The 18,520-nt window shown below is 72.9% G+C and carries 18 protein-coding genes; 9 read left to right on the forward strand and 9 right to left on the reverse strand.

Annotated elements, in window-relative coordinates:
* Nucleotides 1–55: 55 nt before the first annotated feature.
* Together ACY34K_RS14380 and ACY34K_RS14385 are read left to right on the forward strand one after the other, a co-directional pair.
* Nucleotides 56–2,212 carry a prolyl oligopeptidase family serine peptidase gene (locus ACY34K_RS14380; RefSeq protein WP_462746815.1) on the forward strand — a complete coding sequence of 719 codons (2,157 nt, stop codon included), beginning with the start codon at nt 56–58 and terminating at the stop codon, nt 2,210–2,212.
* A gap of 73 nt (nt 2,213–2,285) precedes the next feature.
* Nucleotides 2,286–2,768 carry a Rieske (2Fe-2S) protein gene (locus ACY34K_RS14385; RefSeq protein WP_462746816.1) on the forward strand — a complete coding sequence of 161 codons (483 nt, stop codon included), beginning with the start codon at nt 2,286–2,288 and terminating at the stop codon, nt 2,766–2,768.
* Here ACY34K_RS14385 and ACY34K_RS14390 read toward each other — a convergent pair.
* Nucleotides 2,755–3,405, reverse strand: coding sequence for a cysteine hydrolase family protein (locus ACY34K_RS14390; protein WP_462746818.1), 651 nt, complete (start codon nt 3,403–3,405; stop codon nt 2,755–2,757). The two genes, ACY34K_RS14385 and ACY34K_RS14390, sit on opposite strands and share 14 nt — an antisense overlap.
* Nucleotides 3,406–3,503: 98 nt before the next feature.
* On the opposite strand from ACY34K_RS14390, the gene ACY34K_RS14395 reads away from it, so the two are divergent.
* The gene (locus ACY34K_RS14395) at nt 3,504–3,971 is read left to right on the forward strand and encodes a pyridoxamine 5'-phosphate oxidase family protein (protein ID WP_462746820.1); all 468 of its coding nucleotides are present in this window, start codon (nt 3,504–3,506) and stop codon (nt 3,969–3,971) included.
* 24 nt (nt 3,972–3,995) lie between these two features.
* Here ACY34K_RS14395 and ACY34K_RS14400 read toward each other — a convergent pair whose 3' ends face one another.
* Nucleotides 3,996–4,901: a LysR family transcriptional regulator gene (locus ACY34K_RS14400; RefSeq protein WP_462746822.1), complete on the reverse strand. Its 906-nt coding sequence runs from the start codon at nt 4,899–4,901 to the stop codon at nt 3,996–3,998.
* A 74-nt stretch (nt 4,902–4,975) separates the two neighbouring features.
* On the opposite strand from ACY34K_RS14400, the gene ACY34K_RS14405 reads away from it, so the two are divergent.
* Nucleotides 4,976–6,127 carry a DMT family transporter gene (locus ACY34K_RS14405; protein WP_462746823.1) on the forward strand — a complete coding sequence of 384 codons (1,152 nt, stop codon included), beginning with the start codon at nt 4,976–4,978 and terminating at the stop codon, nt 6,125–6,127.
* Here the strand turns inward: ACY34K_RS14405 and ACY34K_RS14410 are convergent.
* Entirely contained in the window at nt 6,114–7,445 is a 1,332-nt protein-coding gene (locus ACY34K_RS14410; RefSeq protein WP_462746824.1) for an aminotransferase class I/II-fold pyridoxal phosphate-dependent enzyme, read from the reverse strand. The two genes, ACY34K_RS14405 and ACY34K_RS14410, sit on opposite strands and share 14 nt — an antisense overlap.
* A gap of 36 nt (nt 7,446–7,481) precedes the next feature.
* On the opposite strand from ACY34K_RS14410, the gene ACY34K_RS14415 reads away from it, so the two are divergent.
* Nucleotides 7,482–8,162 carry a pyridoxamine 5'-phosphate oxidase family protein gene (locus ACY34K_RS14415; protein ID WP_462746825.1) on the forward strand — a complete coding sequence of 227 codons (681 nt, stop codon included), beginning with the start codon at nt 7,482–7,484 and terminating at the stop codon, nt 8,160–8,162.
* Between the two features lie 10 nt (nt 8,163–8,172).
* Nucleotides 8,173–8,817, forward strand: coding sequence for an FMN-binding negative transcriptional regulator (locus tag ACY34K_RS14420; protein ID WP_462746826.1), 645 nt, complete (start codon nt 8,173–8,175; stop codon nt 8,815–8,817).
* 51 nt (nt 8,818–8,868) lie between these two features.
* On the opposite strand, the gene ACY34K_RS14425 is transcribed toward ACY34K_RS14420, so the two are convergent.
* The 3 genes from ACY34K_RS14425 to ACY34K_RS14435 form a co-directional block, all read right to left on the reverse strand.
* Nucleotides 8,869–9,813, reverse strand: a complete 945-nt coding sequence (locus ACY34K_RS14425) for a DMT family transporter (protein WP_462746876.1) — start codon at nt 9,811–9,813, stop codon at nt 8,869–8,871.
* 193 nt (nt 9,814–10,006) lie between these two features.
* On the reverse strand, nt 10,007–10,987 hold the full coding sequence (locus ACY34K_RS14430) for an EamA family transporter (protein ID WP_462746827.1): 981 nt from the start codon (nt 10,985–10,987) through the stop codon (nt 10,007–10,009).
* 41 nt (nt 10,988–11,028) lie between these two features.
* Nucleotides 11,029–11,625: a Clp protease N-terminal domain-containing protein gene (locus tag ACY34K_RS14435; protein ID WP_462746828.1), complete on the reverse strand. Its 597-nt coding sequence runs from the start codon at nt 11,623–11,625 to the stop codon at nt 11,029–11,031.
* A gap of 201 nt (nt 11,626–11,826) precedes the next feature.
* On the opposite strand from ACY34K_RS14435, the gene ACY34K_RS14440 reads away from it, so the two are divergent.
* A complete protein-coding gene (locus ACY34K_RS14440; protein ID WP_462746830.1) occupies nt 11,827–12,255 on the forward strand; it encodes a type II toxin-antitoxin system Rv0910 family toxin in 429 nt (142 codons plus the stop codon).
* A gap of 111 nt (nt 12,256–12,366) precedes the next feature.
* Here the strand turns inward: ACY34K_RS14440 and ACY34K_RS14445 are convergent, their stop codons facing one another.
* Complete coding sequence (locus ACY34K_RS14445) at nt 12,367–13,002, reverse strand: PadR family transcriptional regulator (protein WP_462746832.1); 636 nt, start codon at nt 13,000–13,002, stop codon at nt 12,367–12,369.
* Nucleotides 13,003–13,142: 140 nt separating this feature from the next.
* Here ACY34K_RS14445 and ACY34K_RS14450 point away from each other — a divergent pair, with 140 nt between their 5' ends.
* Complete coding sequence (locus ACY34K_RS14450) at nt 13,143–13,952, forward strand: PhzF family phenazine biosynthesis protein (protein WP_462746834.1); 810 nt, start codon at nt 13,143–13,145, stop codon at nt 13,950–13,952.
* Nucleotides 13,953–14,028: 76 nt separating this feature from the next.
* Here the strand turns inward: ACY34K_RS14450 and ACY34K_RS14455 are convergent, their stop codons facing one another.
* Nucleotides 14,029–14,832 carry a CPBP family intramembrane glutamic endopeptidase gene (locus tag ACY34K_RS14455; protein ID WP_462746836.1) on the reverse strand — a complete coding sequence of 268 codons (804 nt, stop codon included), beginning with the start codon at nt 14,830–14,832 and terminating at the stop codon, nt 14,029–14,031.
* A gap of 115 nt (nt 14,833–14,947) precedes the next feature.
* Here ACY34K_RS14455 and ACY34K_RS14460 point away from each other — a divergent pair, with 115 nt between their 5' ends.
* Nucleotides 14,948–16,699 carry a substrate-binding domain-containing protein gene (locus ACY34K_RS14460; protein ID WP_462746838.1) on the forward strand — a complete coding sequence of 584 codons (1,752 nt, stop codon included), beginning with the start codon at nt 14,948–14,950 and terminating at the stop codon, nt 16,697–16,699.
* Between the two features lie 29 nt (nt 16,700–16,728).
* On the opposite strand, the gene ACY34K_RS14465 is transcribed toward ACY34K_RS14460, so the two are convergent.
* The gene (locus ACY34K_RS14465) at nt 16,729–18,237 is read right to left on the reverse strand and encodes a glutamate--cysteine ligase (protein ID WP_462746840.1); all 1,509 of its coding nucleotides are present in this window, start codon (nt 18,235–18,237) and stop codon (nt 16,729–16,731) included.
* Nucleotides 18,238–18,520: the final 283 nt, after the last annotated feature.

The raw sequence follows: 18,520 nt of genomic DNA on the forward strand, positions 1-18,520 counted from the left end.
TAGGCGGCGGATCGATCGGGTATTCGCCCGCGGCGGGCCTGTCATGCTCTGCCGCATGAAGATCACGGAGACAGCGTGGACGGAGGACTTCCCCCGCCGATTCGCCCGCACACGCCGCTTCTCGCTCGGCGTCCCCGGCCGGTTCACGGTCTCGCCGGACGGCGAGCGCGTGCTGTTCGTCCGCACCGGATCGGGCACGGACCCGGTCGGCCGGCTCTGGCTCCACGAGAGGGGTTCGGAACGGCTCCTCGCCGGCCCCGGCGAACCGGACGGTGCCGAGGAGGTGCCGGAGGAGGAACGGGTCCGGCGTGAGCGGGCGCGGATCACCACGTCGGGCGTCGTGGGGTACGCCACCGACCGGGACGTCCGGCTCGCGGTGTACACCCTGGGCGGGGCCCTGTGGGCGGTGCGTACGGACGGCGGCGCCCCGTGGCGGATATCCACCACCGGGCCGGCGGTGGACCCTCGCCCCTCGCCGGACGGCTCGCTCGTCGCCTACGTCAGCGGGCGCGGGCTGCGGATCGTCGGCACGGACGGCACCGGCGACCGCCCGCTCGCCGACCCGGAGGACGCCGAGGTGACGTACGGTCTCGTGGACCACGTGTCGGCGGAGTCGATCGGCCGGCAGCGCGGCCATTGGTGGTCCCCCGCCGGCGACGCCCTCCTCGTGGTCCGGGTGGACCACGCGCGCGTGGAGCGGTGGTACCTGGCCGATCCGGCCGACCCCGCGGCGAGGCCCAAGGCGTTCCGCTATCCGGCCGCGGGAACCGCCAACCCGGACGTTTCGCTGAACATCCTGGACCTGGACGGCGGGCGGACCGCCGTCCGGCTGCCCGGGCGTGCCGACGACGCCGCGGGCAGCCACCCGGCCGGGACCTGGACGGACGTCCGCTACGAGTACGTGACCGCCGCCGGCTGGGACGCGCACGGTCCCTTCGTGCAGATCCAGACGCGTGACCAGCGCGCCGTCTCGACCCTGGCCGTCGACGCGGCCACCGGCGCCACCCGGCTCCTGTGCCACGAGACCGACCCTGCCTGGGTGGCGCTCCTGCCGGGCGCTCCGGGCCGCACCGCGGGCGGAGCGGTGTACCGCTCGCGCGTCCAGGCCGGTGACACCAGGGGCCTGCGGATCGGGGACGCCGACACCCCGCCCGGTCTTCAGGTCCACACCGTCCTCGGCACCTCCGGGAGCGGCGAGCGGGCCGGGAGCGGCGAGCGGGTGTTCTTCACCGCGAGCGAGGACCCGGCGGAGACCCACGTCTGGGTGTACGACCCGCGGGACGGCTTCCGCCGGATCAGCGAGGAACCCGGTGTCCACACGGCCGCCGTCGGGGGCGACACGGTGGTCCTGGACAGCAGGACACCCGACGGCCACACCGTGACGGTGCTGCGGGGCGGCGAGCCGGCGGGCACGGTGGCCGTACTGGCCGAGCCGTCGCCGGTGACTCCCCGCCCGGTGCACCTCTCCCTGGGCACCCGCGCCCTGCGCAGCCATCTCCATCTGCCGTCGTGGTTCGAGCCGGGTTCCGGCAGGCTCCCGGTGCTGCTGAGCCCGTACGGGGGCTACGGGCTGCGGCTGGCCGTGCGAGCGCCCGGCTGGTACAGCGCGGTGGCCCAGTGGTTCGCCGAGCAGGGCTTCGCCGTACTGATCACGGACGGGAGGGGTACGCCGGGGCGGGGGCGAGCCTGGGAGACGGCCATCCACGGCGACCGCCTGACGGCACCGCTCCAGGACCAGGTGGACGCACTGGAAGCGGCGGTCGAGAGGTGTCCGGACCTCGATCCGGACCGGGTGGCGATCAGGGGCTGGTCGTACGGCGGCTATCTGGCGATCGGGGCCGTGCTCCACCGTCCGGACGTGTTCCACGCGGCGGTCGCCGGCGCGGCTCCGACCGACCGCCGACTGTACGACACGCACTGGGAGGAACGCTTCCTGGGACATCCCGACGTCCTGCCGGAGAACTACGAGCGCTCCTCCCTCGTCCCCCACGCCCATCTGCTGGCGCGTCCGCTGATGCTGGTGCACGGCCTCGCCGACGACAACGTGGTGGCGGCGCACACCCTGCGGCTGTCGGCCGCGCTGCTGGCGGCGGGCCGGCCCCACTCCGTGCTGCCGCTGCCGGGCGCGACGCACCTGGTCACACGGGAGGAGGTGGCGAGCAACCAGCTTCTGCTGGAGGCCGGGTTCCTGAAAAGGTCCCTCGGCGTCTGAACAACTCGCGCGCCCGGCCCGTACCCCCTCATGACGTGGTGATCAGCCTGGCAACCGTGGAAGGGGAGCCGATATGACCGGATCGCAGGGGAGCGCGAGGGCGGTGGGGCGCCGAACCGTCGTCACGGCGGCGGGCGGCGCGGGACTCGCCGTCGTGCTCACCGCGTGCGGGGGGTCGGACAGCTCGGCCGGGTCCGCCGGCGACAAGCCGGTGGCGGGCGGCGCCACCGGAGGGGGCGGCACGACCGGCGGCAGCGGCGGCGGCACGGGCGGGGGTCAGGTCCTCGCGAAGACGGCCGACATCCCCGAGGGCGGCGGCAAGGTCTTCGGCGAGGTCGTGGTGACGCAGCCGAAGGCGGGCGAGTTCAAGGCCTTCTCCAGCAAGTGCACGCACGCGGGGTGCGCGGTCAAGGACGTCGCGGACGGGGTCATCAACTGCCCCTGCCACGGGAGCAAGTTCGACGCGACGGACGGCAGTGTCAAGGCGGGTCCGGCCACCGCTCCCCTGGCGGCGGCGTCGATCACCGTGGAAGGCGACTCCATCAAGCTCGCGTGACGCGGCGCTGCCGCTTCCAACAGGCCAGCACCTCGTCGGTCGTCGTGACCGTGGCGACCAGGGCGAGCGTGTTGCGGGTCATCGCGGGGGTGTACTCGGGGGGTACCCCCGCGATGGCGTCCGACGGAACCACGGCCGTGTAGCCGAGGTTCACGGCGTCGAAGACGGCATTGGGGATCGCGACATTGGCGGAGACGCCGGTGACGACCAGCGTCCGGCAGCCCAGGTTCCGCAGGAGCGCGTCGACGTCCGTGCCGGCGATCGGCGACAGGCCGTGCAGCCGCCTGACGACGATGTCCTCGCTTGCCACCTCGATCGGCGCGGCGATCCTGACGGCCGTGCTTCCGGTGTGCTGCTGGACCGGCAGCCGTTCGGCGGCGCGGAACAGCCGGGCGTTGCGGTTGGCGCCGCGCCCGTCGGGCCTCCGCTCCGCCACCGCGTGCAGGACCTGCACGCCTGCCTCGTGAGCGGCGAAGACCAGTCGGGCGACCCTGTGCAGCACCCCGGACGACCGGGCCACGGCGGCCAGTTCGGGGAGGGCGCCGTCCGGGCCGACCACCCCCTGCTGACACTCGACGGTGAGCAGCGCGGTGGTGGCGGGGTCGAGCTGCTCCCGGAGCTGTTCGAAGGTCGGCATGGCGCGGGAGGGTAGCCACCATTGCGCCGGGAAGGAAGAGCGGCCATGATTTCTGACAGTCAATCAGAAACCTGCGGTGCGGAGGAGCGTGGCGGGGGATGGCGGTCGCACAGCGCCGGGGTCGGCGGATCATGATGACGCGGGGCGAGGTCGACGCCTATCTGACCGAGCAGCGCACCTGCCGGGTGGCCACTGTCTCGGCCGACGGCCGGCCGCACGTCGGCGCGCTGTGGTTCGCCTGGGACGGGACGTCGCTGTGGTTGTACTCGCTGACCCGCAGCAGGCGCTGGGCGGACCTGCGCCACGATCCCCGGATCGCGGTGGTCGTGGACGACGGGGAGGAGTACGGCGAGCTGCGGGGCGTGGAGCTGTCGGGGGAAGCGGTGTTCGTGGGGGAAGTACCTCGCACGGGCGCGCCCTGTCCGGAGCTGGAGATCCCTGAACGGCTGTTCGCGGGCAAGAACTTCGGGCTGGACGAGATGCCGCACGACGGGCGCCACGCGTGGATCCGGCTGACGCCGGATGCGGTGGTGTCGTGGGATTTCCGCAAGACGCCGGGCGCCTGAGCACCCCGGGCAAGGGCGCGCCGGTCAGCCGTCCGCCCGCCGCCCCACCTCGCGCAGCGCCTCCACGGCGGCCCTGATGGACGGGCGTCGGTCGGCGTCGGAACGCCACACGGCGTAGATGTGCCGGCACACCGGCTGCCGCACGGGGACGAGGGCGACGCCCTCGGGCACGGGCCCGCGGCCCAGCCGGGGCGTGACACAGACGCCGAGCCCGGCCTGGATGAGCGCGAGCTGGGTGTGGTGCTCGCCGGCCAGGTGGGCGATCCGCGGCTCCACGCCCTTGGAGCGGAGCGTGAACATCAGCCAGTCGTGGCAGAACTCCCCTTCCGGCCAGGAGACCCAGTCCTCGTCGGCGAGATCCTCCAGGTCCACCTCGGCGCGCCCCGCGAGCGGATGACCGGCCGGCACGGCGACATCGGCGGTGTCGTCCAGCAGCCGCGCCCGCGCCAGCCCGCCCGGCACCGGCATCCGCTTGTTGTTCCAGTCCAGGACCACGGCGAGATCCATGTCTCCCCGCACGACCTGGCGTATTCCGTGTTCGGGCTCCAGCTCGCTGGTGCGGACGAGCAGGTCGGGGTGGTCCCGGCGCAGCGCGGAGACGGCCGCCGGGAACAGACCGCGCGCTGCCGTGGGGAAGCCCGCCAGCCGCACCTCCCCCACCACCTGTCCGCGCTGGGCCTCGATGTCCGCCTGGGCCAGCTCGACCTGGGAGAGGATCCGCGCCGCGTGGTCGGCGAGCAGCTGCCCGGCGTCGGTGAGCCGCACTCCCCGGCCGTTCTTCGCGACGAGCTGCTGACCCACCTCGCGCTCCAGCTTGGCGAGCTGCTGAGAGACCGCCGAGGTGGTCACGTGCAGCCCGTCGGCCGCCCCGCTCACCGAGCCGTGGCGGGCGAGTGCGTCCAGGGTGCGCAGGCGCTCCAGGTTCAACATGTAAGCGATACTAAGTGATCAGTAGGAGAAAATCTCGCTTGTCCTACGAAGTCCTGGGCGCCAAGGTGGTCGCCATGAGCACAGCGACCCCGTCCCGGGCATCCTCGGCCGCATCGTCCTCCCCCCTCGCACTCCGCGGCGCCGTCGACTGGCGCATCCGCTTCGCCGTGCTCTCGCTCGTGTGGGGGTTCAGCTTCCTGCTCATCAAGGTGGGGACCCAGGCGTACGCGCCCTTTCAAGTCACCTTCGGAAGGTTGCTGTTCGGCACGGCCGTCCTTGCCGTCGCGATCGGGGTGAAGCGCGACCGGCTCCCGCGCGGGGCCCGCACCTGGGGCCATCTGACGGTGGCCGCGTTCCTCCTCAACGCCGTGCCGTTCTCCCTGTTCGCGTACGCGGAGCTGACGATTCCGTCGACACTGGCGGGCATCTGCAACGCCACCTCGCCCCTGTGGGGCATGGCCCTGTCGCTCGTCGCCCTGTCGGAGGACCGGCCCACGCGCCGGCGGGTGGCCGGGCTGGGCATCGGCTTCCTCGGCGTCCTGACCGTGCTGGGCGCCTGGCAGGGCTTCTCCGGACTGGACTTCACGGGTACGGCCATGGCACTGCTCGCCTCGCTCAGCTACCCCGTCGGCTGGATCTACGTCCGCCGCACCCTGGCGGGGCGCGGCGAGTCCCACCTGTCCCTGACCGGTGCGCAGCTCTTCCTGGCGACGCTCCAGCTGGCCGTGGTCACTCCGCTGTTCACCTCGTGGCCGGCATCGTTTCCCGTCGTCCCGCTGCTGGCGGTGGTCGCGCTCGGAGCCCTGGGGACGGGGTTCGCGCTGCTGATCCAGTACGGACTGGTCGCCGAGGTCGGCCCGACGACCGGCCAGATGGTCACCTACTTCATCCCGGTCGTCGCGACAGCCGCGGGTGTGACGCTCCTGGACGAGCGGCTGACCTGGAACACGCCGGTCGGCGCGCTGATCGTGCTGGCCGGAGCCGCCCTCACCCAGAGCCCCGGGGGCAGGGCCCGGCGGCGCGGGGCAGCCCCGGGCGGCGGGGGCGCGCCGGCTTCGGCGGCGGACGGCGGAGAACCCGGCCGCGGGACGAGGGAAGGCCGGCCATGGGCGCCGGAGCCCCGGCCCGCGGAGCGGGAGCCCGAAGCGGGGAAGCCCGAGCCGGGGGAGCTCGAGCCGGGGAGCAGGAGCGTCGGCGGAGAGAGCCGGAGCCTCAGCCGTAGCTGAGCGGCCGCACCGGGCCGACCGCCGCCGCCACCGCGTCGGCGAGCGGCCCGATGTCCGCGAGTGTCAGACCGGAGACGGTGAGCCGCATGCCGGGCCCGGTCGCCATCCGGAACCTGGCACCCGGCGCGACCGCCCAGCCCGCGTGCAGCAGCCGGGCCACCGCACCGGTCTCGTCGGCCACGGGCACCCACACGTTCATGCCGCTGCGGCCTCGGGCCTCCACGCCCCGCTCCCGCAACGCGCTCACCAGGGCGTCACGCCGCTCCCCGTACGCCGCCGCGACGGCCCGGCTGTCGACGGCGCCGGTCTCCCACAGGTGGGCGACGGTGCGCTGCAGCAGCCGGCTGACCCAGCCGGGGCCGAGCCGCTGGCGCCCCAGCACCCGGTCGACGGTCACCGGGTCGCCGGTGAACGCGGCGACCCGCAGGTCCGGCCCGTACGCCTTGGCGACCGAACGGACCACGGCCCACTGGTCGGTGACCCCGGCCAGGGAGTGCAGCGGCTGGTCGACGATGGCGTGCCCGTGGTCGTCCTCGATCAGCAGGACATCCGGCCGGCGGGCCAGCACGCGCCGCAGTTCGGCGGCCCGCGCCGCGCTCACCGCGGCGCCCGTCGGGTTCTGGGCCCGGCTGGTGACGATCACGGCCCGGACGCCGGCGTCCAGCGCGCGTGCGACCGCGTCGGGCAGCGGACCCTCGTCGTCGAGCGGGACGGGCACGGGTGCGAGCCCCAGCGCCGGCACCAGGTCGAGCAGGCCGCCCCAGCCGGGGTCCTCGACGGCGACCGCGTCCCCCGGCCGCAGGCGTACGGCCAGGATCCGCTCGATGGCGTCCAGCGCGCCCGAGGTGACGGCGAGCGGCCCGTCCGGCACGCCGTCGGCGGTGAACGCGGCGCGCGCGAGTCGGGCGAAGTCCTCGTCCAGCGGCGACTGCCCGTACAGCCCCGGGTGTGCGGTGTTGTGGCGCGACGCGGCCTGGACGGCCTCCTCCAGGCTCGGCAGCAGCGCCGGGTCGGGATTGCCGCTGCCGATCTCGCGGACACCTTCGGGAGCGTCGATCCGGATCATTCCGCGCGCGGTGGTCACCGGGCGGGGCCGCACCCGACTGCCCCTGCGACCGGCCGTCTCGATCACTCCGCGCTCGCGCAGGGTGCGATAGGCGGCCGCGACGGTATTGGGGTTGACCCCGAGTTCGGCCGCCAACTCCCGCATGGGAGGCAGCACCTGACCGGGCTGCAGCGCCCCCGTACCCACACCCTGCTCCACGCTCGCGGCGATCTCCGATGCGCGGCGCCCCACAATCCGATACTCTCCTAGCACAAACCAGATTTTGCACTAGTGCAATGGAGAACGCAAATGCCGGAAGCCGTCGAGACCGCCGCCGAGCCGGATTACGAGCCGACCGACCGCACCGTGCCGACCCGCGCCCGGCACCGCGCCTCCTACGACCGCGCGCTGGTGCACTCGATACTCGACGAGGCGTACGTGTGCCATCTGGGCTTCGTCCGGGACGGCGCCCCGGTCGTGCTGCCGACGCTGTACGGGCGGGTCGGCGACCGTCTGTACGTGCACGGCTCCACCGGCTCGCGCCCGCTGCGGACGGCGGGCGAGGCCGGCCCCGGCCTGGCGGTCTGCCTCACGGTCACCCATGTCGACGGCCTGGTACTGGCCCGGTCGGCCTTCCACCACTCCGTCAACTACCGCTCCGTGGTGGTCCACGGGACCGCGCACCAGGTCACCGACCCCGAGGAGAAGCGCACGGCGCTGGACGCTCTGGTCGACCACGTCGTCCCGGGCCGCTCCTACGACTCCCGCCCGGCCAACGCCAAGGAGTTCGCCGCGACGGCGGTACTGCGCCTCGACCTCGACGAGGTGTCCGCCAAGGTCCGCACCGGCGGACCCAACGACGAGCCCGAGGACCTCGCGCTCCCCCACTGGACCGGCGTCGTCCCCGTCACCACCTCCCACGGCACGCCCGTCCCGGCGGACGACCTCGACCCTGCGGTCGCCCTGCCCGACTACCTCTCCGTGCTCTGAGGGCCGCGCCATGCTCATCCACCCCTGGGACGCCCCGCACGACGACTCCGAGTGGCGGGACTGGCTCGCCCGCCACGACTTCGGCCAGCTCGCCGTGAACGGTCTGCCCGGCGAGCCGCCCTGGGTGCAGCCGCTGCACTTCCGCTACGACTCCGGGACCGGCGCCCACGGGCAGGTGATCACCCACCTCGCCCGGCCCAACCCGTTGTGGCAGGCGCTCGAAGCCGATCCGCACGTCCTGCTCAGCGTCGTGGACGACTACGCGTTCGTCCCCGGGCCGTGGGCGGCGCCCGTCGACGGGCCGCCCGAGCACGGCACCCCGACGTCCTTCTACGCCGCGGTCCAACTGCGCTGCACCGCCCGGGTGGTCGACGACCCGGCGGAGAAGGCGGACTTGCTCAACCGGCAGGTGGCCCACTTCCAGCCCGGGGGCGGTTCCGCCCCGGCCGCCGTGGGCCAGGTGCCCTTCGGCAGGCTGCTGTCCGGGCTGCGCGGCCTCCGGCTGGAAGTGACCGAGGTGCGCGCGAAGTTCAAGTACGCCAACCACAAGCCGGCGGCGGTCCAGGAACGGATCGCCGCGGGCCTGGCCACCCGCGGCGCACCGCACGACCGGGCGGCGCGCGAACACCAGGTGCGGCGCCGTTCGAAGACCTGATGCCCCCACTTGCCCGCCCCGGCCCGGGGCCGGGGCGGGCCCGTGGGTGGCTCAGGCGGGCGCTTCGGTCCGGCGCCCTACCGTCGCGATCCTGGTCTCCGCGAGGGCGAGGCCGGCCACCGCCACGAGCAGCAGCAGCGTCCCGGCCACCGTGGCCGCGGTCAGCCTCTCCCCGAGCAGCGTGACCGCGATGACGGCCGCGCTGACCGGCTCGAGCAGCATGATCACGGACACGGTGGCGGCCCGGACCACAGCGGCACCCGCGAAGTACAGGACGTAGGCCAGCGCGGTGGGCACGGCCGCGACGTACACCAGCAGAGCCAGCATCCCGGCCGGTTCCGCGGTGTGCGGCAGGAGCCCCTCGGCGGCCGCCATCGGCAGCAGCCCGGCCGCGCCGATCGCGAAGGTCCAGGCGGTCGTGACGAGCGAGTCACCGCCGCCGACCCGCCCCAGCCGGCGGGTGACCAGAGTGATCGCCGCGTACCCGGCCGCGGACAGCACCGCGAGGGCGACACCGGCCGGCCGCACCGTCGCGGTGTCGCCGCCCGCCATCAGTACGCACAGTCCGGCGAGCGCGCCCGTGACCGCGGCGATCCCGCCGCGCCCCAGCCGTTCGCCCAGGGTCAGACGGGCGCCGAGCGCGATGAGGACGGGCCCCGCGCCGAGCGTGATGATCGTACCGACGGCGAGACCGGTGGCCTCGACGGCGGCGAAGTAGGCGCTCTGGAAGACGCTGAGCCCGATGCCCGTGACGAGGATGCGCAGCACCCTGCGCCGGCGCGGTTCCACGGGAGCGGGCGCCGCTGTCCGGCGGCGCAGACCCACCACGACGAGCAGCAGCACCAGGCCGCCGAGGCAGCGCCAGAACGACAGGGCGAGGGGCCCGAGATCGCTGATCCGGAACACCAGCGAGGCGGCGGCACCCGCGGTGCCCCAGGCGGCCCCGGCGACGGCGAGGCAGAGGAGACTGCGCCCGACGGACGGGCCCCCGGGCATGCCGACGGGCGCGCAGAAGGAATTCGACACGTGACTTCTCCGTGTGAGGACGGGAATGGCTTGGTCGCTCGGCTCCGCACGCGGGCAGCGACGAGCCGCTCGGGGACTGCCCGAGCCCGGTCTTCGTCAGGAGGAGTGCCGCCCGCGTTAAGCGGCGGGCGGCGGAAGTACGGTCGAATGCATGATCGCCACCCTACGTGGCGGCCCGGTCGGCGCACACCTCGGCGCGGCTCGCGTCCGAGCCGGCCACCGGAGCGGCGGGCGCCGCCCTGGGCGTGGACGACTGAGCGATGAAGGCGCCGGCGAGCACGACCGCACCGCCGAGGATCTGCGGTGGCGACAGGTGCTCCTGGAGCAGCACCCATGCCAGTACGGTCGCGATGACCGCCTCCAGACAGGCCACCACTCCGGCCACCTGCGGGGAGAGCCTGCGCACCGAGATGACGCCCGTGACGTACGCGAGGACGGTGGCGATCAGCACGATCCAGCCGAGCAGCAGCCATGCCGGCACGCCGGTGCCGCCCATGTCGGCGGCGCCGGCGAGGACGGACCACTCCATGCCCCAGGGGCGTGCGACGGCGGTGAGCACGACGGATCCGACGAGCAGGCCGTACGCGATGACGCCGAGCGGGTCGGCGGGCTCGGCCTCGTCGCTGCCCTGGTCGGACAGGACGAAGTAGCCGACCTGACAGCAGGCGGCGGCCAGGGCGAGGAGCAGTCCGAGCGCGTCGAAGCTCAGACCGGACCACACCTCGACGACACAGGCGAGACCGCCGACGGCGAGGACCACACCGAGCGCGGCGGCGCGGGTCACCGGGCGGCGCTGGACGAAGCGCACCCAGCCGAGGACGAGGGCGGGCGCGAGGTATTCGATGAGCAGCGCGACGCCGACGGGGATGCGGGAGATCGAGGCGAAGTAGCAGGCCTGGACACCCGCGACGGCGAGCAGGCCGAATCCGGCCAGCAGGGCGGGCTTGCGGCGCAGTAGATCGCGGTGACGCCAGGCCACGGGCAGCATGACGAGCGCGGCGCCGGTCACCCGTAGCCACACCACGTGCAGCGGGTCGAGCCCCGCTTCGATCAGCGGCTTGGCCGCGACGCCTGATCCACCGAATGCGAAGGCCGAGGCCAGGGCGAGTCCCAGGCCGGCGCTTCTCCCCTGAGACGCGTGCATCGGCACATCATGGCAGGAGAGCGTCAGCACTGTAAGAGCTGTTACACCTGTTGAGACAGCTCACCGATGCGACCGGTCAGCAGGCCGGTGTCGACACCAGCGGCGGTGAGGACGTCGACGGCCCGGCAGCCGGGGTCGCCGGCGAGTCCGGCGAGGAGGTCGAGACCGCCGGCGTGGGGGGCGCCGCGCAGGCGGGCCCGAGCGCGAGCGGCCTCCATGGCGGTCTCCGCTGCGGGCGACCAGCCGGGAGCGTCCGCTCCGGACGCGGCGGGCGACCAGCCGGGGTCCGGTCCGGGCACGGTGGCCGGGGCGGGTGAGGCGTCACGGGACGGCGGGGGCAGCGCGCCGGAGTCCTCCACGGAGCCCTGCCAGCGCAGCCCGTATCCGATGCTGCGCTGGACGAGGTAGCCGAGGACGCGGGCGAGCTGCTCACCGCCCGCGAACGCGGCCCGCACCTCGGGGTCGGTCTCCATCAGGGAGTGCAGGAGATGGGCGGTGTCGATGTGCCGGTCGCCGTCCCGCAGCGCCCTGCGCCGGGCACCGGCGACGACGGAGGCCAGCTGCGTGGTGAACCCGGCCTCGGTCGGCTCTCGGTTCTCGGCGATCCGGCGCGGCATCCGGTGGGCATGACTTGACACCGTTCCACCCCATCAGACCCCCGTGGCCGGAACATCCCCATCGGGAAGCATGTGTGTGTCCCACGGAAGATGGGCTTCCGAGTGAGTCGCCTCCTCCTCAGGGAGGAGAGACCGGAGCCCTGACAGGTCGTCAGTATTGAATGTTCGTGGCCGCGCGGCTACGTTCCGCGCCACGAATCCCGACGAGCAAGGGGTGGTCGCATGGCCGAAGTCAGTGCCGAGGCGCGCATCGAGGCACCGGCCGGGGAGGTCTGGGCCCGGCTTACGGACTTCGACTCGTACGGCCAGTGGAACGCCACCCACACCGGATTCCCCCAGGGCGGCCCGGAGACCCTCGCGGTCGGCGCCGCCTACCAGGAGAACATGAAGCTGATGGGCTTCCCCGCGGAGGTCACCTGGACCGTCGCGGAGCTGGAACCGGAACGGCTGCTGACCACCAGGGGCAAGGGGCCCATGGGGGTCGCCCTGGGGATGCGCTACGCGCTCACACCGGAGGGCGGGGCCACGAGGGTCCGCGTCGACGGGGAGTTCACGGGCGCCGCCGTCTCCCTGATGGCGAACAAGCTGAAGGACTCGGCCACGGCGGCGCTGGACGAGTCCCTGCGCAAGCTGGCCGGGCTCGTGGCCTGACCCCGAAAGCCCGCCGCCGCGGCGCGGACACGCGCGGGGCCCGCACGCCACGGCGTGCGGGCCCCGGTGACCGGTGGCCTGTCGCCGGTCACCGGTCGGCGCCTTCGGCCGTCAGTGCTCGTCGGCGAGAATCAGGTAGAGCTTCTTCCGGGCGTCATTGATCACGGCCAGGGCCTTCTGCCGCTGGTCGGCGCTGCCGGTCTTCCAGACCTGGCCGAACGCCTCGAACAGACCGAAACCGGCCTGCCGGATCTCGTTCATGGCCTCCCAGTCGACCCCGCGTCCGGCCTCTTCCCAGGGGGCCTCCGGCCCGGACTCGGCCTCGGCGCGCCCCGCGTCGGTGAGCGTGAACAGCTTCTTGCCGCCCTCGCTCGCGCTGGCGATCAGCCCCTCGTCCTCCAGCAGCTGGAGGGTGGGGTAGACCGACCCCGGGCTCGGCCGCCAGGCTCCGCCACTGCGCTCGCCGATCTCCTGGATCATCTCGTAGCCGTGCATCGGACGGTCTTTCAGCAACGCCAGGATCGAGGCGCGCACATCACCGCGCCGCGCCCTTCCCCGACCGCCTCCGCGACCGCGCCCGCCACCCCCGAAGGGTCCCCCGCCGAACGGTCCGCCACCGAAGCCCGGCCCGAACGGGCCGAAAGCGGCGCGTCGCCCCTCGTACTCCCCCCGGTTCTCACCCGGACCGCGATGGCCTGGTCCGCAGTGCCCATGTCCATGCCGGTGGTCGTGTCCATGTGAACGCATCGCCTTACGCTCCTTCCATCGTTGATCTGTCGCGATACTCCAACGATATATCGGAACAGCTCGTTCGGCAATCGTCTCCGGTCCAGGAACCACGAATTGGCCTTGGCCTGCGGCTTCACCGCGGCTCTACCGTCTGAGCCATGCGCATTCGAATCGTCGACGCCTTCACCGACCGCCCCTTCTCCGGCAACCCGGCCGGGGTCCTGCTCCTCGACGCCTTCCCGGACGACGACTGGCTCCAGAAGGTGGCCGCCGAGGTCAACCTCTCGGAGACGGCCTTCGCGCACCCCCTCCCCGCCGGCGGCGAGGCCGACTGGGCACTGCGCTGGTTCACACCCGTCGCCGAGGTCGACATGTGCGGACACGCCACCCTGGCCACCGCGCACGTCCTGCACACCACCGGCCGGGCCACCGGGACGGTGCGCTTCTCCGCACGCTGCGGCATCCTGTCGGCGACGGCCGCCGATGACGGCACGATCACGCTGGACTTCCCCACCTCCTCACTCACGCCCGTCCCCGGGCCCGAAGGGCTGGCGAAGGCACTCGGCACGGACGTCGTCTCGGTGCACGACACCGCGTCCCACATCGGTGACCTGCTCGTCGAGCTGACCGGGGAACAGGCCGTACGCTCCCTCGCCCCGGACCTGGCCCGGCTCGCCACCATGTCGGACCGGGGCATCATCACCACGGCCGCCGCCGAGGACCCCGGCCGCGGTTACGACTTCGTCTCGCGCTGCTTCTTCCCCGCCCTCGGCATCGACGAGGACCCGGTCACGGGCAGCGCGCACACCGCGCTGGCCCCTTTCTGGTCGGCACGCCTCGGCCGCAACGAGCTGACCGGGCTGCAGGGCGGCGCCCGCACAGGCGTCGTCCGCACCACCCTGCGGGGTGAGCGCACCCTGCTGACCGGCCACGCCGTGACCGTCATCGAGGGCGAGCTGCTGAACTGACCGGCAGCACGACGAAGGGGGCGTACAGCAATCGCCGTACGCCCCCCTCTTTCGGCAGCGCCTCACACTCGGACGGTCACTGGGGCAGCCCCAGCCAGCCCACATGGTCCTTCAGCAGCGCGTAGCCCACGAACGCCACGATGTCGAGCAGCGCGTGCGCCGCCACCAGCGGCCCCACCCGCCCCCACCGCCGGTACAGCAGCACGAAGACCGCGCCCATCACCATGTTGCCGATGAACCCGCCGACCCCCTGATACAGGTGGTACGAGCCGCGCAGCACTGAACTCGCGACGAGCGCGGCCATCGGTGTCCAGCCCAGCTGGCCGAGTCTGCGGAGCAGATAACCGACGACGATGACCTCCTCCAGTACGGAGTTCTGCAGCGCCGACAGGACCAGCACCGGGTACTTCCACCAGACGCCCGGCAGGGACTCGGGCACCACCGTCAGGTTGAACCCGGCTTCCCGCGCCACGAAGTAGAACGCGAGCCCGGCACTGCCGATGCCCGCCGCGACCAGCACTCCGCGCCCCAGGTCCGACCAGGGCCGGCTCCGGTCGAAACCGATCGCCCGGAGCCCGGCCCCCTCTCTCATCAGCAGGTGCGCCACCAGGGCGACCGGTACCAGTGCCGTGGCGATACCGAACAACTGCCACGCCAGGTCGAGCCACGGCCGGTCGGGGACGATCGAGGTGTTGAGCCGCGCCGCCTGCTCCTTCAGACCCCCCGGCCGTGTCAGGGCCCCGATGAACCGGATCAGTGAGGCGACCGCGCTCGCCCCCAGCGACAACGCCAGGACGAGCAGCAGCTCGGACCGCAAGGTCCGACGCCAACTGCCGTCCGGGGGAAGGGAATCGGCCACTCGTCCCGCCTCTGCCTGCACACCTGCCTCCAGTTCAGCAATCCCGTCCCATCCCGGCCCCGACGCCGCTAGGGTCTCGAATGCGAGTACGAGAATCGTGCGCGACAGACCGGGGGACGAGGTGGGACGTCACAGCTTGCCCGAAGACCGCGGGTCGGAGGGAGGCGGGGCGGCCGTCCCGCGCTCGCACCGGCGCACCATCGCCGTCGCGACCCTGGTCGTGCTGGGCGTGGCGGCGGGTACCGGACTCGCGGCGCGCAGCGGACTGCTCACCTCCGCCGCCTCCTGCGAGAACGCCGCGGTACGTCTCGGGGTGGTCGCCTCCCCCGACATCGCCCCGGCCGTGCGCGAGATCGCCGAGCGGGCCCGCTCCGCCCACGTCACCTCCGACGGGAACTGTCTCGACGTACGGGTCGAGGCCCGGGAGAACCACACGGTCGCGGGCACGCTGTCCAAGGGCTCGATGAAACCGGACTACGACGTCTGGATCCCCGACTCGGCGATCTGGACCGAGCGCGCGGAGGGCACGGGGAACGGGACCCCGCTCACCTCGGCGGGCAGCGTCGCGGCGAGCCCGGTGGTCCTGGCCACGGGGCCCGGCTCGGCCAAAGGGCTGGGCTGGCCCCGTACGAGGTACTCGTGGGACCGGATCGCGGCGGAGGCGACGGGGGAAAGACGGCTGCGTCTGGGCGCGGCCGACCCGGCCCGCAGCGCCACCGCCCTGCTCGCCCTGGGCCAGATCACCGACTCCGCGCGCAAGGACGGCGCGGCGGGCGAGGCGCGGATCGCCGCGACCGCGAAGCTGCTCTCACAGCGCACCTCCGACGGCGACACCACGGTCGTCGGCACCCTCGCGGACCACAACGAAGCGGTGTTCCTCTCCGAGCAGGCCGCCTTCACCCACAACTCCGCCCCCAGAGGCGGCCGGGACCTGCGTCTCCTGTATCCGGTGGACGGCGCCCCACTGCTCGACTACCCGTACCACCTCGTCGACGACGACGCGTTGTCGGTCGACGTGAGCCGTGCGGCCATGCGGTTCATGACGCTGATGAGCGAGCCGGACGCGCTGCGCACGCTGACGAAGCACGGCTTCCGGACACCGGACTCCCCCGTGCCGGGCGACCTGGTGAGGACGGCCGGCGGGATGGCGCCGCAGCCGTACGCCTCGCCGGACCGCACGCCCGTCCCCGCCGAGCTGCTCCAGGAGACGCTCGGCATGTGGACCATCACCGTGCAAAGGGCCCGGCTCACGACCGTCGTGGACGCCTCCGGCTCCATGGCGACGCCGGTGCCCGGCCGGGACCGGTCCCGCATGGACGTCACCAAGGCGTCCTTGGTGGAGGCCCTCGGGCAGTTCACGGCCGAGGACGAGATCGGGCTGTGGGACTTCGCGACCGGGCTCGACGGCCCCCGCGACTACCGCCAACTGGTGCCGACGGCGCGGCTGGGCGCCACGGTGGAGGGCGGACCCACCCAGCGGGCCCGGCTGACGAAGGCGTTCGAGGACCTCGAACCGGTGCCGGAGGGCGCCACCGGGCTGTACGACACGGTGCTGGCCGCCTGCCGGGCCGGGGTCGCGGGCTACGCGCAGGGCAAGTTCAACGCGGTCGTCGTCCTCACCGACGGCTCGAACCAGGACCGGTTCAGCATCTCGCGCGACGCGCTGGTCGAGGAGCTGAGGAAACGCACCGACCCGGAACGTCCCGTGCCGCTGATCGCCATCGCCATCGGTCCGGACACCGACCGTGAGGAGCTCGACCGGATCGCCCGGACCACGGGCGGGGCCGCCTACCGGGTGAGCGACCCCGCCGAGATCCAGGCCGTGATCCTCAGAGCGATCATGGCGGTCGGCCAGACGTCCCCTCCGACCACACCCGGCGAGAGCTGAGCGGCCGCGCGGCCCGCCGTGGGCGCCCCTCACCCGGTCCGCGCCGGGAACCCCACCGGCCAGGTGTGCACCGGCTCGCCCTGGTGCATCAGCTCGGTGTAGCGGCGGGTGGTGGCCGCCAGGGCTGCCTCACGCTCCAGCCCGGCCTCCCGCGCCCGGTGGTAGGTGTCGACCTGCCAGGACGCGCCGTTCATCCGCCGCCTGCAGCGGGCCTCGATGATGCCGAGATAGCGGTCGCGGTCGGCCCGCTCGATGCCCCACGCGTCGAGGCCCGCGGCGGCGAGCGGCAGCAGTTCGTCCCGTACCAGCTTCACCGCCGGCACCAGGGTGATCCCGCCGCGGCCGGGCCGGGGCCAGCGCAGTTCGGCGTCGATCCCGTGGCGGCAGGCCGTGTCGAAGTTGCCGGCGGCCTCGGCGAACGACAGCCGCTTCCACACCGGCCTGGCGTCCTCGGCGAGCGCCCGGACCAGACCGTAGTAGAAGGCGGCGTTGGCCAGCACGTCCTCCACGGTGGGGCCGGCGGGCAGCACCCGGTTCTCCACCCGCAGATGCGGCACGCCGTCCACCAGTCCGTACACCGGACGGTTCCAGCGGTAGACCGTGCCGTTGTGCAGGACCAGTTCCTGCAGGGTCGGTACGCCTCCCTCGTCGAGGACCCGCAGCGGCTCCTCCTCGTCGCAGATGGGCAGCAGGGCGGGGAAGAACCTGACGTTCTCCTCGAAGAGCTCATAGGCGGAGTCGACCCACCGCTCGCCGAACCAGGTGCGCGGCCGTACGCCCTGGGCGGTGAGCTCGGGCGGCCGGGTGTCCGTGGCCTGCTGGAACAGCGGAGGCCGCGACTCGCGCCACAGCTCCCTGCCGAACAGGAACGGCGCGTTGGCGCCGACGGCGATCTGCACCGCGGCGACGGCCTGCGCGGCGTTCCACACATCGGGGAAGCGGGCCGGCGTGACCTGGAGGTGCAGTTGCAGTGAGGTGCAGGCCGATTCGGGCGCTATCGAGTCGGCCGTGCACAGCAGGTGCTCGGGTCCCTCGATGTCGAGGGTGAAGTTCTCGCCGCGGGCGGCGACCACCTGATCGTTGAGCAGCGCGTACCGATCGACGTCGGAGAGGACGCCGGGCACCAGGTCCTGCTGGGTGAGTGTCGGAAGAATTCCGATCATCACAATCCCGGCATCCACTTCCCTGGCTTTGCGGTGGGCATATCCCAGGGAGGTGCGCAGCTCCTCGGCGAGCCGGGCGAAGACATGCCCACCGAGCCGGTGCGGATCAATATTGACTTCGAGGTTGAACATTCCCAGTTCGGTCTGGAAATCCGGACTGGCGATGCGCCTCAGTACCTCGTCATTCAGCATCCTGGGCATGCCGTCGGCCCCGGCAAGATTCAGTTCGATCTCCAGCCCCATGAGATTCCTGGGGCGATCGAACCGCTTCTCCGCAAGCAGCCTCCCCAGCGCCGCGAGGCACTCGTGGAGCTTCCTGCGGTACTTCTGCCGATCGGACAGGTCGGACCCGCCTGCCACGACCTTCTCCCCCATCGAAGGGTCCCTCCTCCAGTGGGCAGCACGCGGCATCGGCGCTCGCGTCACGGTCGATAATGCCCAGTCGAACTGATCTGTAACGCCCCCACGAAGACCGTGTGACGGGTAGGCTTGGTAGGTCGGCCGTCGGCACATTCCGGCGGCATGAGGCAGCGCGCAGTTACCAGCGGCCGGATCGGGCGTAAACGCCGACGGGATTCAGCCGACCGCGCCCTGGACGACGTCCGAGGCCACCGCCTCGTGTTCCCGGGAAATCCGCAGATACGCCGCATAACAAGGA

Source organism: Streptomyces sp. STAM6, assembly GCF_054963715.1.

Bases quoted from the DNA above. Each gene is read 5' to 3' on its own strand.
- ACY34K_RS14380 (WP_462746815.1), top strand. From the start codon at position 56: ATGAAGATCACGGAGACAGCGTGGACGGAGGACTTCCCCCGCCGATTC.
- ACY34K_RS14385 (WP_462746816.1), top strand. From the start codon at position 2,286: ATGACCGGATCGCAGGGGAGCGCGAGGGCGGTGGGGCGCCGAACCGTC.
- ACY34K_RS14390 (WP_462746818.1), bottom strand. From the start codon at position 3,405: ATGCCGACCTTCGAACAGCTCCGGGAGCAGCTCGACCCCGCCACCACC.
- ACY34K_RS14395 (WP_462746820.1), top strand. From the start codon at position 3,504: ATGGCGGTCGCACAGCGCCGGGGTCGGCGGATCATGATGACGCGGGGC.
- ACY34K_RS14400 (WP_462746822.1), bottom strand. From the start codon at position 4,901: ATGTTGAACCTGGAGCGCCTGCGCACCCTGGACGCACTCGCCCGCCAC.
- ACY34K_RS14405 (WP_462746823.1), top strand. From the start codon at position 4,976: ATGAGCACAGCGACCCCGTCCCGGGCATCCTCGGCCGCATCGTCCTCC.
- ACY34K_RS14415 (WP_462746825.1), top strand. From the start codon at position 7,482: ATGCCGGAAGCCGTCGAGACCGCCGCCGAGCCGGATTACGAGCCGACC.
- ACY34K_RS14420 (WP_462746826.1), top strand. From the start codon at position 8,173: ATGCTCATCCACCCCTGGGACGCCCCGCACGACGACTCCGAGTGGCGG.
- ACY34K_RS14425 (WP_462746876.1), bottom strand. From the start codon at position 9,813: ATGCCCGGGGGCCCGTCCGTCGGGCGCAGTCTCCTCTGCCTCGCCGTC.
- ACY34K_RS14430 (WP_462746827.1), bottom strand. From the start codon at position 10,987: ATGCACGCGTCTCAGGGGAGAAGCGCCGGCCTGGGACTCGCCCTGGCC.
- ACY34K_RS14440 (WP_462746830.1), top strand. From the start codon at position 11,827: ATGGCCGAAGTCAGTGCCGAGGCGCGCATCGAGGCACCGGCCGGGGAG.
- ACY34K_RS14445 (WP_462746832.1), bottom strand. From the start codon at position 13,002: ATGCGTTCACATGGACACGACCACCGGCATGGACATGGGCACTGCGGA.
- ACY34K_RS14450 (WP_462746834.1), top strand. From the start codon at position 13,143: ATGCGCATTCGAATCGTCGACGCCTTCACCGACCGCCCCTTCTCCGGC.
- ACY34K_RS14465 (WP_462746840.1), bottom strand. From the start codon at position 18,237: ATGGGGGAGAAGGTCGTGGCAGGCGGGTCCGACCTGTCCGATCGGCAG.